Annotated in this window: 19 protein-coding genes; 15 read left to right on the top strand and 4 right to left on the bottom strand. The window is 67.5% G+C overall.

The window, feature by feature from the left end:
- Nucleotides 1–897, top strand: coding sequence for a DMT family transporter (locus tag P8X75_08015; protein MEJ1995148.1), 897 nt, complete (start codon nucleotides 1–3; stop codon nucleotides 895–897).
- A 246-nt stretch (nucleotides 898–1,143) separates the two neighbouring features.
- Here the strand turns inward: P8X75_08015 and hslU are convergent, their stop codons facing one another.
- The 3 genes from hslU to P8X75_08000 are packed head-to-tail and all read right to left on the bottom strand — an operon-like array spanning nucleotide 1,144 to nucleotide 4,446.
- Complete coding sequence (gene hslU / locus P8X75_08010; protein MEJ1995147.1) at nucleotides 1,144–2,508, bottom strand: ATP-dependent protease ATPase subunit HslU; 1,365 nt, start codon at nucleotides 2,506–2,508, stop codon at nucleotides 1,144–1,146.
- Nucleotides 2,483–3,046 (bottom strand): ATP-dependent protease subunit HslV, encoded by a 564-nt coding sequence (gene hslV, locus P8X75_08005; GenBank protein MEJ1995146.1) that lies wholly within the window; start codon nucleotides 3,044–3,046, stop codon nucleotides 2,483–2,485. Before hslV ends, hslU begins: the two co-directional genes overlap by 26 nt.
- 59 nt (nucleotides 3,047–3,105) lie before the next feature.
- Entirely contained in the window at nucleotides 3,106–4,446 is a 1,341-nt protein-coding gene (locus P8X75_08000; GenBank protein MEJ1995145.1) for a trypsin-like peptidase domain-containing protein, read from the bottom strand.
- A gap of 207 nt (nucleotides 4,447–4,653) precedes the next feature.
- Here P8X75_08000 and hisB point away from each other — a divergent pair, with 207 nt between their 5' ends.
- The 12 genes from hisB to P8X75_07940 all read left to right on the top strand — a co-directional run bounded on the left by hisB (nucleotide 4,654) and on the right by P8X75_07940 (nucleotide 12,693).
- Complete coding sequence (gene hisB / locus P8X75_07995; GenBank protein MEJ1995144.1) at nucleotides 4,654–5,244, top strand: imidazoleglycerol-phosphate dehydratase HisB; 591 nt, start codon at nucleotides 4,654–4,656, stop codon at nucleotides 5,242–5,244.
- Between the two features lie 28 nt (nucleotides 5,245–5,272).
- A complete protein-coding gene (gene hisH, locus P8X75_07990) occupies nucleotides 5,273–5,914 on the top strand; it encodes an imidazole glycerol phosphate synthase subunit HisH (GenBank protein ID MEJ1995143.1) in 642 nt (213 codons plus the stop codon).
- Nucleotides 5,911–6,468: a GNAT family N-acetyltransferase gene (locus tag P8X75_07985; GenBank protein ID MEJ1995142.1), complete on the top strand. Its 558-nt coding sequence runs from the start codon at nucleotides 5,911–5,913 to the stop codon at nucleotides 6,466–6,468. The genes hisH and P8X75_07985 overlap by 4 nt, the downstream gene beginning before the upstream one ends.
- Before the next feature lie 5 nt (nucleotides 6,469–6,473).
- Complete coding sequence (gene hisA / locus P8X75_07980; protein ID MEJ1995141.1) at nucleotides 6,474–7,226, top strand: 1-(5-phosphoribosyl)-5-[(5-phosphoribosylamino)methylideneamino]imidazole-4-carboxamide isomerase; 753 nt, start codon at nucleotides 6,474–6,476, stop codon at nucleotides 7,224–7,226.
- Nucleotides 7,226–8,008: an imidazole glycerol phosphate synthase subunit HisF gene (gene hisF, locus P8X75_07975; protein ID MEJ1995140.1), complete on the top strand. Its 783-nt coding sequence runs from the start codon at nucleotides 7,226–7,228 to the stop codon at nucleotides 8,006–8,008. Before hisA ends, hisF begins: the two co-directional genes overlap by 1 nt.
- Nucleotides 8,005–8,349 carry a phosphoribosyl-ATP diphosphatase gene (locus P8X75_07970; GenBank protein MEJ1995139.1) on the top strand — a complete coding sequence of 115 codons (345 nt, stop codon included), beginning with the start codon at nucleotides 8,005–8,007 and terminating at the stop codon, nucleotides 8,347–8,349. The genes hisF and P8X75_07970 overlap by 4 nt, the downstream gene beginning before the upstream one ends.
- Nucleotides 8,346–8,714: a histidine triad nucleotide-binding protein gene (locus tag P8X75_07965; protein ID MEJ1995138.1), complete on the top strand. Its 369-nt coding sequence runs from the start codon at nucleotides 8,346–8,348 to the stop codon at nucleotides 8,712–8,714. Before P8X75_07970 ends, P8X75_07965 begins: the two co-directional genes overlap by 4 nt.
- 6 nt (nucleotides 8,715–8,720) lie before the next feature.
- The gene (locus P8X75_07960) at nucleotides 8,721–9,260 is read left to right on the top strand and encodes an NUDIX hydrolase (GenBank protein ID MEJ1995137.1); all 540 of its coding nucleotides are present in this window, start codon (nucleotides 8,721–8,723) and stop codon (nucleotides 9,258–9,260) included.
- A gap of 230 nt (nucleotides 9,261–9,490) precedes the next feature.
- On the top strand, nucleotides 9,491–10,588 hold the full coding sequence (locus tag P8X75_07955) for an FAD-binding oxidoreductase (protein MEJ1995136.1): 1,098 nt from the start codon (nucleotides 9,491–9,493) through the stop codon (nucleotides 10,586–10,588).
- 130 nt (nucleotides 10,589–10,718) lie between these two features.
- Nucleotides 10,719–11,312 carry a hypothetical protein gene (locus P8X75_07950; GenBank protein ID MEJ1995135.1) on the top strand — a complete coding sequence of 198 codons (594 nt, stop codon included), beginning with the start codon at nucleotides 10,719–10,721 and terminating at the stop codon, nucleotides 11,310–11,312.
- Between the two features lie 255 nt (nucleotides 11,313–11,567).
- Nucleotides 11,568–12,353: an AzlC family ABC transporter permease gene (locus tag P8X75_07945; GenBank protein ID MEJ1995134.1), complete on the top strand. Its 786-nt coding sequence runs from the start codon at nucleotides 11,568–11,570 to the stop codon at nucleotides 12,351–12,353.
- A complete protein-coding gene (locus P8X75_07940) occupies nucleotides 12,346–12,693 on the top strand; it encodes an AzlD domain-containing protein (protein ID MEJ1995133.1) in 348 nt (115 codons plus the stop codon). The genes P8X75_07945 and P8X75_07940 overlap by 8 nt, the downstream gene beginning before the upstream one ends.
- Nucleotides 12,694–12,922: 229 nt before the next feature.
- Here the strand turns inward: P8X75_07940 and P8X75_07935 are convergent, their stop codons facing one another.
- Nucleotides 12,923–14,122, bottom strand: a complete 1,200-nt coding sequence (locus P8X75_07935) for a phosphoglycerate kinase (GenBank protein MEJ1995132.1) — start codon at nucleotides 14,120–14,122, stop codon at nucleotides 12,923–12,925.
- A gap of 121 nt (nucleotides 14,123–14,243) precedes the next feature.
- Between P8X75_07935 and P8X75_07930 the strand changes: the two genes are divergently transcribed.
- On the top strand, nucleotides 14,244–15,299 hold the full coding sequence (locus P8X75_07930; GenBank protein MEJ1995131.1) for a class I SAM-dependent methyltransferase: 1,056 nt from the start codon (nucleotides 14,244–14,246) through the stop codon (nucleotides 15,297–15,299).
- Nucleotides 15,300–15,552: 253 nt separating this feature from the next.
- Nucleotides 15,553–15,816, top strand: a 264-nt coding sequence (locus P8X75_07925) for an outer membrane protein transport protein (protein MEJ1995130.1), incomplete at its 3' end; no start/stop codon positions are given.

Here is a 15,816-nt window from a genome sequence, read left to right as displayed (position 1 = left end):
ATGACCCGGGAAGGCCTGCAACGCCTGGCGGGCGCGACCGCGCCGGGCCTCTTCGTCCTGCTCTGGTCGACCGGCTTCATCGGCGCCAAGGGGGCCATGCCCCACGCCGAGCCCATGACCTTCCTGCTGCTGCGCTTCGCCATCGCGACGGGGCTGCTCGCCGGCTTCGCCTTCCTGACCGGCGCGCCCTGGCCCAAGGACTGGCGCCAGTGGGGCCACATCGCCGTGGTCGGCTTCCTGGTCCATGCGGTCTATCTGGGCGGGGTCTTCGTCGCGATCCACCAGGGCATGACCGCGGGCCTCTCCGCGCTGATCGTGTCCCTCCAGCCGGTGCTGGTCGCACTGCTGGCCGGGCGGCTTCTGGGCGAACGGGTGAAGCTGCGCCAATGGCTGGGCTTCTTCCTGGGTCTGGTCGGCGTGGCGCTGGTGCTCTCAGAGAAGATCGACCCGGCGGCGGCCACCGCGTTCGAGGGGTTCGGCTGGACCGAGGTCTTCATCTGCGTGCTGGCGGTCCTGGCCATCGCCATCGGCACGCTCTACCAGAAGCGCTTCGGCGGCGGCATGGACCTGCGCAGCGGCACGGCGATCCAGTACATGGCCGCCGCGCTCGCCTGCGGGCTCGGCGCGCTGCTGTTCGAGGAGTTCCACATCGACTGGACCGGCGAGCTCATCTTCTCGCTCGCCTGGCTGGTGCTGGTCTTGAGCCTGGGCGCGGTCAGCCTCCTGATGCTGCTGATCCGGCTGGGCGAGGCCAACAAGGTCGCCAGCCTCTTCTACCTCGTGCCGCCCTCGACCGCGCTCATCGCCTACTTCCTGTTCGGCGAGACCTTCGGCCTGATCGCCCTCGCCGGGGTCGCCGTCACCGCGCTCGGCGTGGCGCTGGTGGTGCGGAAGTAGCAGGAGTGGCGGGAGGCAAAGCGCCGCCCATCCTTCGAGACGGGTCCGTTCGGACCCTCCTCAGGATGAGGCTGGCGCTTGGTCGTGGCTGGGTGGGAATGTGTCAGGCGCGCGCTTCCCCAGGGCTGGACCGCCGCCTCGCCCGCCGAATAGCCTCAGTGCGTACCACCTCATCCTGAGGAGCGGGCGACAGCCCGCGTCTCGAAGGATGGGCAGCCGCCGCCGCTCTTAAAGCCAGCGTTGCGGCTAAAGAATGAACTTCGAGAGGTCGGCGTTCTGGACCAGGTGGCCGACGCGCTCCTGGACCATCTGGGCGTCGATGGTGATGGCTTCGCCGCCGCGGTCCGGGGCGGTGAAGGAGATTTCCTCCAGCAGCTTTTCCATCACGGTCTGAAGCCGCCGCGCGCCGATGTTCTCCACCGTCTCGTTGATCTGGAAGGAGAGGTCGGCCAGCGCGTCGATGGAGTCGTCGGTGAAGGTGAGAGAGAGGTCCTCGGTCCCCATCAGCGCCGTGTACTGCTTGATGAGGCTCGCCTCCGGCTCGGTCAGGATGCGCTTGAAGTCGTCGCGCGTCAGGGCCTTCAGCTCCACGCGGATCGGCAGGCGGCCCTGCAACTCCGGCAGCAGGTCGCTGGGCTTGGCGAGATGGAAAGCGCCCGAGGCGATGAAGAGAATGAAGTCCGTGCGCACCGTGCCGTGCTTGGTGGCGACCTGGGTCCCCTCGATCAGCGGCAAGAGGTCGCGCTGCACGCCTTCGCGGCTGACGTCGCCGCCGCCGCGCACGCCCTCGTCGGAGCGCGCGGTGATCTTGTCGATCTCGTCCAGGAACACGATGCCGTGCTGCTCGACCGCCTCGATGGCCTCGCTCTTGACCCGCTCCTCGTCGAGGAGCTTGTCGGCCTCCTCCTCGCTCAGGATCTCCATGGCCTCGGCCACCTGCATGCGGCGGGGCTTCTGGCGTCCGCCCATGGCCTTACCGAAGATGTCGCCCAGGTTGAGCATGCCCATCTGGCCGCCGGGCATGCCGGGGATGTCCATGGTCGGCAGCTCAAGCCCGCTGGTGTCGGCGACCTTGACCTCGATCTCCTTGGAGTCGATCTCGCCCTCGCGCAGCATCTTGCGGAACTTCTGGCGTGTCTCCGCGCTCGCGTTCTCGCCGACCAGCGCGTCCAGGATGCGCTCCTCGGCCTGAAGCTCGGCCTTGGCGCGCACTTCGCGGCGCAGGCGCTCGCGGGTCATGGTGATGGAAATCTCGACCAGATCGCGGACGATGGACTCCACGTCGCGGCCGACATAGCCGACTTCGGTGAACTTGGTCGCCTCGATCTTCAGGAAGGGGGCGTTGGCGAGCCGCGCCAGGCGGCGCGCGATCTCCGTCTTGCCGACGCCGGTCGGCCCGATCATCAGGATATTCTTGGGCAGGACCTCTTCGCGCAGCGCCTCGGGCAGCTGCTGGCGGCGCCAGCGGTTGCGCAGCGCCACGGCGACGGCGCGCTTGGCGTCGCCCTGTCCCACGATGAAGCGGTCCAGTTCGGAGACGATCTCGCGCGGCGAAAAGGAGGCGGCGGCGTTTTCCGCCCCGCCGCTATTCGGTCGGAAGCTTTTCGACAACGACTGACTCATTTGTATAGATGCAGATATCGGCGGCGATCTTCATGGACTTGCGGGCGATGGCCTCGGCGTCCAGGCCCTCGACGTCCACGAGCGCGCGGGCCGCGGAGAGCGCGAAGGAGCCGCCCGAGCCGATGCCGATCAGGCCGTCCTCGGGCTCCAGCACATCGCCGGTGCCGGTCAGAACCAGGGAATGACCGGCGTCGGCCACGGCCATCATGGCCTCCAGCCGGCGCAGGTAGCGGTCGGTGCGCCAGTCCTTGGCCAGCTCGACGCAGGCGCGCACCAGTTGGCCGGGGTGCTTCTCCAGCTTGGCCTCCAGCCGCTCGAACAGCGTGAAGGCGTCGGCGGTGGCGCCCGCGAACCCGGCGATCACCTTGCCGTCGCCCAGAGGGCGCACCTTGCGCGCGTTGGATTTGATCACGGTGTTGCCCAGGGTGACCTGACCGTCGCCCGCGATCACCACATGGCCGCCCTTGCGCACCGAGAGGATCGTGGTCCCGTGCCAGACGGGGCTGTTGCTGTTTTGCTCGCTCATGACCCGGCATAGATGGCGTGGCCGCCCAGCCGGGTCAAGCGGCGAGCGTCTGCCGCGCTTCAGTTCACGTCGAGTTCGAGCTTCTCCAGCCCATCGCGGATCGGGATGAACATGGAGATGCCCGATCCGAATTTCTCCGCGCTGTCGGTGATGATGGAAACCGCGATCGCCACGACATTGCCGTTGCGGTCGACCAGCGGGCCGCCCGAATTGCCGCCGTGGATGATCGCATCCGACTGGATGACGTCATAGCCCTTACGCGCGCCGGGGCGCAAGGCGCTCACGATTCCCGACGACACCGTCGCTGAGAGGCTTTCATAGAGCGGCGCGCCGATTGAGAAGACCTCCTCGCCGACCTTCACCGGCGCGCTGCGGAGCGGCAGCGTCGGGAGACCGCGCGCCTCGATCTTCACCAGCGCCACATCGCGCCTCTCGTCGCGCCTGAGTATCCGCCCGTTGAACTCGCGCCCGTCCCGGAACCGCACAGTGATCTCGCTGGACCGCCCCACCACATGGGCGTTGGTCAGAATGTAGCCGTCGGAGGAAACCACGAAGCCGGAGCCGTGGCCGGTCGAGGAGCGAAGCACGACGGTGGCGTCGAGAACGGGGTCGGGGTTCGCCGTGAAGGCCTGCCGCCGAAGCGCCGGGCCGTCGAGCCTCAAAGGCTCCCAGGCCGCTTTCTGCACCAGGGCCTGGCGCGCCCCGTCCGCCTGGCTTGCGCTCGCCACGGCTTCCCTGAAGCGGGGGTTGCCCGCCAATTCGTGCGCCGACTTCTCGAAGGTCTTGGTCAGGATGTCGGTGATCTGCAGCCTATACCGCCGCTCCTTGAATTCCGTGACGAAGGTCTCGTCGAACAGCACCTCGTCGAGATATTGGGAATAGAGCTCCCACCGGATCTTGACCGTCGCATCGCCGGAATAGGTCTCATCCCAACCCCAGCGGCAAGAGCGCATCTTGTACTCGAAGACCGTGCCCGCCAGAAGCAGGTCCACCTCGGAGGCCGGGTCGTCCGACTTGAAAGTGCTGGTCGAGCCCTTGACGAGCGACAGACCCTGCTCGCGAAACGCCGAAGCGACACTGTCCTGATGGGCCAGATTGAAATTGGCGCCGGGCTGCACGCTCCAGGTGAGGTGGACGACGGGTGGCGCACAAACGAAGCCGTCCCCGCCGGGGGTGTCGATGGATTGTCCGTGGGGAATGGTGCTGGTCATGCTCGCGAGAAAGATCGGCTCATCGAGCGTTTGCCGGTTGGCGGACTGGCCGCCAGAGCTCGCCCCGCCAGAACTCGTGCCGCTTGACACGCTGCCCGAACCGCCGCCGGTCCCGCTCGTGGTCTGACAGGCGCTGACCCCGGCCAGCAGGGCCGCCCCGCAGAGGACGGGGATAATCTTGAACCTCACCTGAATCTCCCGGTGTTTCGCTCAATCATTCATGATTCGTTCTGCTTGAGACGATAGCGCGGCGCCCGGCTCGCCGAACAATCGAAAAGTGTATTAAAAGGTCCAAAAGACGCGCGGGCTTTTTGGTGCGTGACCTTGGGGCCCGCTTCCTGCTAAAAAGCGCTCCGTTTCAATCCTCCGGGCCAGAAAAGCGGGAGTGACAGAGCCATGCGCCAGGCGCGTGTCGAGCGACAGACCAAGGAAACGCAGATCACCGCCAAGATCGACTTGGACGGGACCGGCCGCTATGACGTGACCACCGGTCTCGGCTTTCTCGATCACATGATCGAGCAGCTGGCGCGCCATTCCCTGATCGACATCGAACTGGACTGCGAGGGCGACCTCCACATCGACGGCCACCACACGACCGAGGATTGCGGCATCGTGCTGGGCAAGGCCGTGGCCAACGCGCTGGAGGACCGCGCGGGCATCCGCCGTTACGGCCATGCCTACATCCCCATGGACGAGACCCTGACGCGCTGCGCGCTGGACGTCTCGGGGCGGCCCTACCTGATCTGGAAGGTGGAGTTCACCCGCGACAAGCTCGGCGAGATGGATACCGAGCTGTTCCGCGAGTTCTTCCAGGCCTTCGCCCAGCATGCCGGGATCACGCTGCATGTCGAGAACCTCTACGGCGTGAACAACCACCATATCGTGGAATCCAGCTTCAAGGCGCTGGCCCGCGCGCTGCGTCAGGCGGTCGAGATCGACCCGCGCCTGGACGGCGAGGTGGCCTCCACAAAGGGCTCGCTCATCTGAGCCGACTGCGAAACGGGAGATCCAAAGCATGACGGTCGCAGTCGTGGACTACGGCTCGGGAAACCTGCGTTCGGCTGCCAAGGCGCTGGAGCGCGCAGCGCGCGAGAGCGGCTATTCCGGGGCGGTCGAGGTGACCGCCGACCCCGCCCGCGTGGCGGCGGCCGAGCGGATCGTGCTGCCCGGCGTCGGCGCGTTCGGCGACTGCCGCGCCGGTCTGGAGGCGCTGCCCGGCATGGTCGAGGCGCTGGAGGAGGCGGTGGCCGTGAAGGCGCGCCCCTTTCTCGGCATCTGCGTCGGCATGCAGTTGATGGCCAGCGTCGGGCGTGAGCATGGCGACACGCCGGGCTTCGGCTGGCTGCCCGGCGAGGTGGTGGCGCTGGAGCCCGAGGACCCCACCCTCAAGATTCCGCACATGGGCTGGAACGAGCTCGTGATCGAACAGGACCATCCTCTGCTTGCGGGCCTCGACCAGGGTTCCCACGTTTATTTTGTTCACGGCTACCACCTGCGGCTGGAGAATCCGGCGCAGCGTTTGGCGTCCGTGGACTATGGGGCCAGCGTCGCCGCCATCGTCGGACGCGACACCATGGCGGGCACGCAGTTCCACCCGGAAAAGAGCCAGGCCGCTGGCCTCCGGCTTCTCACCAACTTTCTGGAGTGGCGACCGTGAGCGACTTTCCCGTCATCGAAGCCCAAACCGCCGTGGAGCGCGTCGACAGCCTGAGCGGCGCGGACCTGCACGACCTCTGCGATGCGACCGAAGTGGCGATTCTCCAGGGCGGCGGCTTCGGCTGGCTGACGCCGCCGCCGCGCCAGACGCTGGAACGCTACTGGAAGGGCGTGCTGCTGGTGCCCGAGCGGCAGCTCTTCGTGGCGCGGCTCGACAAGACCATCGCCGGTTCGGCGCAGCTTCAGCGCGCCGCCCGCAACAACGAGGCGCAGTCGGCCGTCGGACAGATCACCTCGCTGTTCCTGGCGCCCTGGGCGCGCGGCCACGGTCTGGCGCCCCTGCTGGTGAAGTCGGTGGAGCGCTCCGCGCGGGACGCCGGGCTGAAGGCCATCACCCTGGACGTGCGCGAGACCCAGGCCCGCGCCATCGAGGTCTACGAGAGCCTCGGCTTCAAGTGCTGGGGGCGGAACCCCTACTACGCCCTGGTGGACGGCGCCTGGGTGACGGGGCTGCACTACTCCAAGCAGCTGACCTCCAAGAATCCCGAGGACTGAGCGCCATGATCCTCTACCCCGCAATCGACCTGAAGGACGGCGAGGCCGTGCGCCTGCTGCGCGGCGAGATGGATCAGGCGACCGTCTTCAACCGCGACCCCGCGGATCAGGCGGCGAAGTTCGCCGCCGCCGGTTTCGAGTGGCTCCATCTGGTCGACCTCAACGGCGCGTTCGAGGGCAAGCCGGTCAACGCCGATGCCGTGCGCGCCATCCTGAAGGCCACCGACCTCCCTGCCCAGCTCGGCGGCGGCATCCGCGACCGGGCGACCATCGAGACCTGGCTGGAAGCCGGGGTGACCCGCGTCATCCTGGGCACCGTCGCGCTGCGCGATCCGGATCTGGTGAAGCAGGCCGCGGGCGCTCATCCCGGCGGCGTGGTGGTCGGCATCGACGCGCGCGGCGGAAAGGTCGCGGTGGAGGGCTGGGCCGAGGCGAGCGAGGTCGAGGCCGTGGACCTTGCCCGGCGTTTCGAGGACGCGGGCGTCGCCGCCATCGTCTACACCGACATCGAGCGCGACGGCGCGCTTCAGGGGATCAACCTGGAGCAGACCCTGGCGCTGGCCGAGGCCGTGGCAATCCCGGTGATCGCCTCCGGCGGCCTCTCGGGCATCGAAGACATCAAGAAGCTGAAGGCGCTGGAGGCGCGCGGCATCTCAGGCGCGATCTGCGGACGGGCGCTCTACGACGGAAGGCTCGACCCGGCTGAAGCCCTGGCGGTCGCCAAGGGCGCAGGGGCCCAAGAAAGGGAGACGGCCTAGTGCTGAAGATGCGCGTCATACCCTGTCTCGACGTCAAGGACGGGCGCGTGGTGAAGGGCGTCAACTTCGTAGACCTGCGCGATGCGGGCGACCCGGTCGAACAGGCGCGGGTCTACGACGCCGCCGGGGCCGACGAGCTCTGCTTCCTGGACATCACCGCCAGCCACGAGAACCGGGGCATCATCCTGGAGGTCGTGCGCGAGACCGCCGAGCACTGCTTCATGCCGCTCACCGTGGGCGGCGGGGTGCGCACGCTGGAGGACATCCGCAAGCTGCTGCTGGCCGGGGCCGACAAGGTCTCGATCAACACCGCCGCCGTCAGCAACCCGGAGTTTGTGCGCGAGGCGGCGCGGAAGTTCGGCACCCAGTGCATCGTGGTCGCCATCGACGCCAAGCAGGTGGCGCCCGGCAAGTTCGAGGTCTTCACCCACGGCGGGCGCAACGCGACGGGCATCGACGCCGTGGAATGGGCCCGCAAGATGGAGTCCTTCGGCGCGGGCGAAATACTGCTGACCTCCATGGACCGCGACGGCACGGGCGAGGGCTACGACATCCCGCTGACCCGCGCGATCGCGGATGCGGTGCGCATACCGGTGATCGCCTCTGGCGGTGTCGGCACGCTGCAACACATGGTGGAGGGGCTGCGCGACGGCCATGCGACGGCGGTGCTCGCCGCCTCCATCTTCCATTTCGGCAGCTATTCCATCGCCGAGGCCAAGGCGGCCATCGCCGAGGCCGGGCTGCCGGTCCGCCCCATCGAGGCTTCGGGAGACAGGCCATGAGCGACAAGAGCGAAGCCGAGGTTCTGGAGCGGCTTTTCGCCGTGATCGAATCCCGCAAGGGCGCCGACCCGGAAAGCAGCTACACCGCCAAGCTTTTCGCCAAGGGCCTGAAGAAGATCACCCAGAAGCTGGGCGAGGAATCGGCGGAAACCATGGTCGCCGCGCTGGTCGAGGACGACGAGGCCCTGGCCGGAGAGAGCGCCGACCTGCTCTATCACCTGCTGGTGCTCTGGGCGGCGCGCGGCGTGAAGCCGGAACAGGTCTGGGCCAAGCTGGCCGCACGCGAAGGCGTCTCCGGCCTGGAGGAAAAGGCGGCCCGAAACCAGGGAGAGGACGGATGAGCTACGATCCCCAGAACATCTTCGCCAAGATCCTTCGCGGCGAGATCCCTTGCGACAAGGTCTACGAGGACGAACATGTCCTCGCCTTCAACGACATCAATCCCCAGACGCCGACCCATGTCCTGGTGATCCCCAAGGGCGCCTATGTCTCCTTCGCCGATTTCTCGGCGGAGGCCAGCCCGGAGGAGATCGCTGGCTTCGTGCGCGCCGCCGGCAAGATCGCCCGCGACCTGGGCGTCGAGGCGGACGGCTACCGCATCCTCGCCAACACCGGCCGGGACGCGCATCAGGAGGTGCCGCACTTCCACCTGCACATCTTCGCCGGCGAGAACCTGGGCCGCATGATCAAGCCGGCCGGCAAGTAAGACGCCATGGCCGAGGGCTCCCAAGGCAAGCAACCCCAGCGCTTTCAGCGCCGCATCCCCGAGGATGACGACCGGGAGCGGCTGGTCTGCGATTCCTGCGGCTTCATCGCCTATGAGAACCCCAAGATCGTCGTCGGCTCTGTCGTGACCTGCGGCGGCAAGCTCCTGCTTTGCCGGCGGGCCATCGAACCGCGTCTCGGTTACTGGACCCTGCCCGCGGGCTACCTGGAGAACCACGAGACCCCGGAACAGGGCGCGGCCCGCGAAGCCTGGGAAGAGGCCCGCGCGGCGATTGAGATCGAGCTGCTGCTGGGCGTCTACTCCATCCCCCGGATCAGCCAGGTGCAGATGATCTACCGCGCCAGCCTGCCCCGCCCGGACTTCGCGCCGGGCCCGGAAAGCCAGGAGGTCGCCCTCTTCGCCTGGGACGAGATCCCCTGGGACGACGTCGCCTTCCCCTCCGTCCACTGGGCCCTGCACCACTGGCGCGACAGCCGCGACATGACCGGCTTCCCCCCCTTCACAAATCCGGTCGAGGGGCTTTAGGGCATCAACCTTCCCCTTGCGCGCTTCAGTTCCTCGTAGAGCAAGTCGAGGCAGGCGCGGATTCTGGGGGCGCTGCGCAGGTCGGCGTGGGTCAGCAGCCAGAGTTTGGAATCCAGGGGCGGCAGCGGCTTTTCCCGGGCCGTGAGACGCCGCGCTGGGGTGAAACCTGCCCGCCGAGTCTGTACCCTGTCGCCGATCCTGAAAGCGGCAAAGAAGGACGAAGGACCCGCGTGACCCGGAACATCATCATCGTTGGCGGCGGGATCGTCGGGGCGGCTTTGGCCTACCGGCTGGCCGTGGACGGCGCGCAGACGCTGCTGCTGGAGGAAGGGGAGCCTGCTGGCGGGGTGACCGGCAAGGCGTTCGCCTGGATCAACGCCAGCGGCGTCGGCGCAGGGCCCGGCGAAGGAGCTGGCGAAGGACCCTGGGGACGGCTGAGGCGCGAGGCCATACCGGCCTGGCGTGACGTGCAGCGTGAGGTGGGCACGGCCCTCGCCATCGATTGGTGCGGCGCCTTGACCTGGCAGAACGATCCCGAAGCGACGGCGGCGAAGGCCGAGGCGCTGAAGGGCGCGGGGCAAGCGGTGAGCCTCTTGGACCGCCGCGCGATAGCGCAGCTTGAGCCCGGTCTCGCTGCCCCGCCGAGCACCGCCGTCTACGCCGCCGAGGAGGGCGCGCTTGCTCCGCTGGCCGTGACCCAAGGGCTCGTCGCCGCGGCGGCCGAAAAGGGCGCGGTGATCCGGACGGGACAGAGGGTAGAAGCTCTCCGCACCAAGGGCGGGCGCGTCACCGGCGTGCAGCTTCAGCAGGGCTGGCTGGAAGCGGACAGCGTTGTGCTCGCCGCGGGGCTGGGTTCCGTGCGGCTCTGTGCGGAGCTAGGCCTGGACCTGCCGCTGGAGGCGTCGCCGTCGATGTGGCTGAGCTTCGATGTGGCGCGGCCGCTATTGCGCGGCATCGTCTCCGGCCCGGACTTCGAGGCCCGGCAGGCCGGGGCGCGCCAACTTCTGGCCGCCGAGGACTTCGTCGACAGCGAGCGAGAGACCGGACCCGCGGCCATCGCCGCGCGGGCAGAAAAGGCGCTGATCCGGGGCCTCAAGCGGTCGGACGGACTGGCGCTCTCCGGCTTTGCCATCGGCCAGCGGCCCATGCCGCGCGACGGTCTGCCGATCCTGGGCGGGCTGCCGGGGATTGAGGGTCTCTTTCTGGCCGCGATGCATTCGGGCATCACTCTGGCGCCGCTCGCCGCCCGCATCCTGGCCGCTGAGATCATGGAGGGCCACCCTTTGGAACTGGCCCAACCCTTCAGGCCCTCGCGCTTCGCGGAGTGATCTTCCGCTGCATCAGCGGGGATGCTCCGGCGGTCTTGCGCCGTACCACCCTTCAAGACCCGTGGGGAGGACGGCAGCGACAAGACTTAGCGAAGGGAGCGCCAAGGTCATGAGACCCACTAGCAAGGCCATGATACCCACACGATTCAAGTTCGCCGCCCTGATGGGCGTCCTGTTCTTCACCCTCGACCTCGGCCAGGCGGCCCTGGCTGGACAGAACGGGGACCGGGACCAAGTCCGGAAATACCAGCACAGCCAATCCGGCGAGTACCGGGGCCACCGCAATTCAGGCCACGACTACCGCCGCGGGGACTCCCGCCATCAGCAAGGCGGGCACCATGTCCAACGCGACCACCGCCACAGCTTTGGCCAGCACCACAGCTACCGCCAGCGTCACTTCTACGGCCAACGCCGCCACTATCAGAAACCCCGGCACGGCCAGGGCGGGCACTATGGCTGGACCGCGCCCCATGTGAACAAGGGCAAGCACTATGGCTGGACGGCACCTTATGTGAACCGGGGCAGGCACCAGGGACATCAGGTCGCCTGCCAGCGGGTGACAAGGCATGGATACTGGGGCGGGCGTCCGGCCCAGATCGCAGGCCTCAAGTGTTTCGACCGCTATGGCCGCGCCTACATCAAGCCAGGCAGCCACAGGGTGCTGCGCTACTACCCTCAGCGCTTCGTTTTCCGGGGCGATCAGTTCTCCTTCGCCTGGCGCTGATCCTGGCGTCCGGAGGCAAGACGGCGCGGCCTGCTTCGAAAGGCCGGGCCGCACCGGGGAAGAGGTTCCGGCCGTGTCTACGCCCGCAGGGGTAGCGCGCCGGCGGCTGGACCTCTTCTTCGCCCTCCAATCGTTGCGAATCAATCGTTGCGGATAACGCGGACCAGCCATCCGGATCCTGCACCTTTCCAAGCGCAGCCTGGAGATTCTAGTGTTGGGGAGTCCCTGGAATAGGCCGAAGGGCCGCGCCGCCGCATGACCGACAGCAAGCGCTATCAATTCGCAACGCCGAAGGCGGCCTTCCGGCGCGGACTCTTGAATGCCTTCGGCGTGCCGGTTCTCGTGCTCTGCGGCAGCTTCCTGGGATTCGGGGCCCTGGTGCGCGAGTCGGGCCTCACGCTCTGGCTGGGGCTCTTCTCCACCGCGACCGGCTGGGCGCTGCCGGGACAGATCGCCGTCGTTGAACTTCTTTCGGTGGGCGCCTCCTTCGTCGTCATGGTGTCGGTCGTGGCGCTGACCAACGCGCGGCTTCTGCCCATGACGGTCGTGCTGATGCCCAAGCTCGCCTCCTCCCGCTGGCGGCGCTGGCCACTCTATATCGCAGCGCATTGGGTGGCCGTGACCGGTTGGGCGGAGATGATGAGCAACGCGGAGAAGATCGAGCCGCCGCTGCGCCTACCCTACTTCTTCGGCTACTCCATGACGCTTTGGAGCTCGACATTGGTCTCGACGGCGCTGGGTTTCCTCGCCGCCGACGCCCTGCCCTCCATCGTGACCCTGGGATTGGTCTTTCTCAATCCGATCTATTTCATGCTGGTCTTCGCAGCGGATCTGAGAGACCGGATGAAGGTCTACGCGCTGGCGCTGGGCGCGGTCCTGGGCCCGGCGCTCCACCTGCTGACGCCCGACTGGGGCCTGCTGCTGGCCGGCACGCTTGGCGGCAGCCTCGCCTTCGCTGCGGAGCGCGTGACGCGGCGCACGCCGGGGTCCACACCCGGGGACGGAGGCCGGAACGGGGGCGGAGGCGTGGTCGATGAGTGACGGCTTGATCCTGACCGCCCTGCTGGCGCTCAGTCTAGGTGCGCTTGTCACCTACTTCTGGCGCTTCCTGGGCGTGCTCCTATCCGGGCGGATCGATCCGGGCTCGCCGCTCTTCCAGTGGGTCGGGGCGGTGTCCTATGCGCTGCTGGCAGCATTGATCGCCCGCATGATCGTGCTACCGCTGGGTCCGCCCCTGGACGCCACGCCTCTCTCTTACCGTCTGGCCGCCACAGTGGCCGCGCTGGCGGTCTTCTTCGCGACGCGCCGCAACCTGCTGCTGGGCGTTCTCGGCGGCGTGGGCGGGCTGATTCTCCTGCGGTTACTGGGCGGTTTCTTCTAACTTTCACGGGCTGCGGCCAGTAGGCGCATTGCCTTTGCCAGTCAGCCAATTATACTGTTCGGGACATAAAATATATTGTTTCTCCCGTTTAGGCGCCCCTGACAGGATGCCTTGCTCATTGCGCCCTGCTGCGGCCTTTTCCTGCTACGAGACCGGCGCTGAGCGCGCCGCGGTGGAGCGGGCAGTTGAGACCTGCCTGGCCACGGACTATGAGCAGTGCGGCTAGCCCTCAGGCGGCGTCTTCCAGGGCCTTGACGCCCGGCAGGGTTTTGCCTTCCAGCCATTCGAGGAAGGCGCCGCCCGCCGAGGAGACGTAAGAGAAGTCCTCCACCACCCCGGCATGGCCCAGCGCGGCCACGGTGTCGCCGCCGCCCGCGACCGAGAGCAGCTTGCCGGCCTTGGTCAGGTCGGCCACCTGGCGGGCGAGCGCGACGGTGCCCCTGTCGAAGGGCTCGATCTCAAAGGCGCCCAGCGGGCCGTTCCAGACGCAGGTCTTGCAGCCCTCGATGGCCGCGCCCAGCATCTCCAACGACTTGGGGCCGACGTCCAGGATCATGCCCTCGTCCGGCACGGCCTCCTTGCCGACCGTCTGATGGGCCGCTCCGGCGGCGAAGGCCTCTGCCACCACGACGTCTTCGGGCAGCAGGATGTGGCAGCCCGCCGCTTCGGCCTTTTCGAGAATCTCCAGCGCGGTCCCGGCCATCTCCTTCTCGCAGAGCGACTTGCCGACCGCGACCCCCTGGGCGAAGAGGAAGGTGTTTGCCATGCCGCCGCCGATCACCAGCAGGTCGACCTTGGCAACCAGATTGCCCAGCAGTTCCAGCTTGGAGGAGACCTTGGCGCCGCCGACCACGGCGGCGACCGGGCGCTCGGGATTCTCCAGCGCGCTCTGAAGGTGCTCCAGCTCGGTCTGCATCAGCCGCCCGGCGGCGGCGGGCAGCGCGCGGGCCAGGCCCTCGACGCTGGCGTGCGCGCGGTGCGCGGCGGAAAAGGCGTCCCCGACGTAGAGGTCGCCCAACTTCGCCAGCGCCGCCACGAAGGCGGGATCGTTCTTCTCCTCGCCTGCGTGAAAACGCAGGTTCTCCAGCAGCAGGACGCCGCCCTCGCCGAGCGCGGCCACGGCCTCTTCTGCGGCGGGCCCGATGCAGTCCTTGGCGAAGGCCACCGGGCGGCCCAGCGCCTTTTCCAGCGCGGGCAGCACCGGGGCGAGGGACATCTCCGGGTTGGGCGCGCCCTTGGGCCGCCCGAAGTGGGACAGGAGGACGACCCGCGCGCCCTTGTCGCTCAACTCGCGCAGCGTGACGGCGGCGCGCTCAATGCGGGTGGCGTCGCTGACTTTGCCGTCCTGGAGGGGCACGTTGAAATCGACACGCACCAGCACGCGCTTTCCGGCGAGGTCGAGGTCGTCGAGGGTCTTGAAGCGGCTCATCCAGAGCTCCCAAAAAAGCGTTTCGCGGGCGGTCGGGACGCAAAGGGTATAGGCAAAAAAGCCGCCCCGCGCAAAGGGCTATCGCTTGACAGCGCGCGGTCCCGCGCCAAGCCTTAAGGACATGAGCGATCCTTTAGGCAGAACCCTATACCGCCTGGGCCAGGGCGCGCGCGTCGCGGGCTACTGGTCCCAGTACCTCTTGTCCCAGCGGATGACCAGGCCCGCGGAAAGGAAACCGGAGACGCCGGTGGAAGAGGCAGGGGCGGAACCCGAGCGCTTTCCGAGCCGCAACGACATCCTCGCCGACCTACAGGCCCTGATGGCGCGCGATTGGGCCAACATCGAGGCGGGCATCTACAGGCCGCCGCACGACCTGCTTTCCGGCGGGCTGGAGGCCCTGCGCGGCGCGCCCCGCTTCTTCCGTGAGTTCTCGAAGGTCGAGGAGCTGCGGCTGGCGGGCCGCCATCAGGAGGTCTTCACGCCGGAGAGGCGCGGGCGCTATCCCCGCTACTACCTGCAGAACTTCCACTACCAGAGCGGCGGCTGGCTGAGCGAAGAGTCCGCCGCCGTCTACGACCATCAGGTCGAGGTGCTGTTCGGCGGCGGCAGCGACGCCATGCGGCGTCAGGGGCTGGTGCCGCTTCAGCGCTTCCTCGCCGGGCGGCGCAGCCGGGACTGCCACCTGGTGGATCTGGGAACGGGCACGGCCCGCTGGCTTTCTTTCGTGAAGCAGAACTACCCGCTCCTGCAGGTTACGGGGCTGGACCTGAGCGGCCCCTATCTGGAAAAGGCCGCCGAGACGCTGAAGCCCTGGCGGAAGGCGGATCTGCGCGAGGCGGCGGCGGAGAAGACCGGACTGCCGGAAAGCTCCGTGGACGCGGTCAGCGCCGTCTACCTGTTCCACGAGCTGCCCAAGAAAGTGCGCCGCCAAGTGGCGGAGGAGGCCGCGCGTATCCTGAAGCCGGGCGGGCTCTTCCTTCTGGTCGACTCCCTTCAGCTCGGCGACCGGCCGGGCTACGACGCGCTTTTGCGGCGCTTCCCGGGGCATTTTCACGAGCCCTACTACCTCGACTACATCCAAAGCGATCTACAGGAGCTCTTCGAAGACTCCGGGTTCCGGGTCGAATCGCTGGATCACGCCTTCCTGTCGCGTGTTCTGGCCTGCCGAAAAATATAGCTTCCCTATACGGAAAGAGATTGACTTAATAGGAATGCGCGGTGCATTCTCCGCACCACTGTGTCGGCGCGTCCGGGAAGGGACGGGCAGATTCATGAATTAACGCATGAAGTTGTGGTGATTTGTTCACGCTTCATTTATGCTTTATCGGCTAAGTTAGCAGCAGAAGACTGCGGCTCGGCCGTGTTGAGACAGTCCGGAGAGGCCAAGGGACGCTTCAGAGGCCCCGGGCAGCGTGAGTGGGAGGAAGTCCATGAAGACGCTTTTCAAGGCCGGGGTATCCCTCGGTGTTCTGGCGGCCGTCGCGGCTGCTGGCGGCAAGGCGGAGGCCGCGGGCTTCGCCATCAAGGAACAGAGCGGCTCCTCGCTGGGTCAGGCCTTTTCGAATGCCTCGACCGGCTCCGGCGACATCAGCCATATGTTCTTCAACCCGGCCACCCTGGCGCAGCACAACAGCTTCCAGTTCGTGGCCCTGGGCAGCTACGTCGCGCCTGAAGCTGAAGTGAGCAACGCCACT

The sequence above is a fragment of the Limibacillus sp. genome, from assembly GCA_037379885.1.
Taxonomy (GTDB): domain Bacteria; phylum Pseudomonadota; class Alphaproteobacteria; order Kiloniellales; family CECT-8803; genus JARRJC01.
The sequence above is the reverse complement of the archived record's forward strand: the minus strand, read 5'-3'. Positions and strand labels throughout refer to the sequence as shown.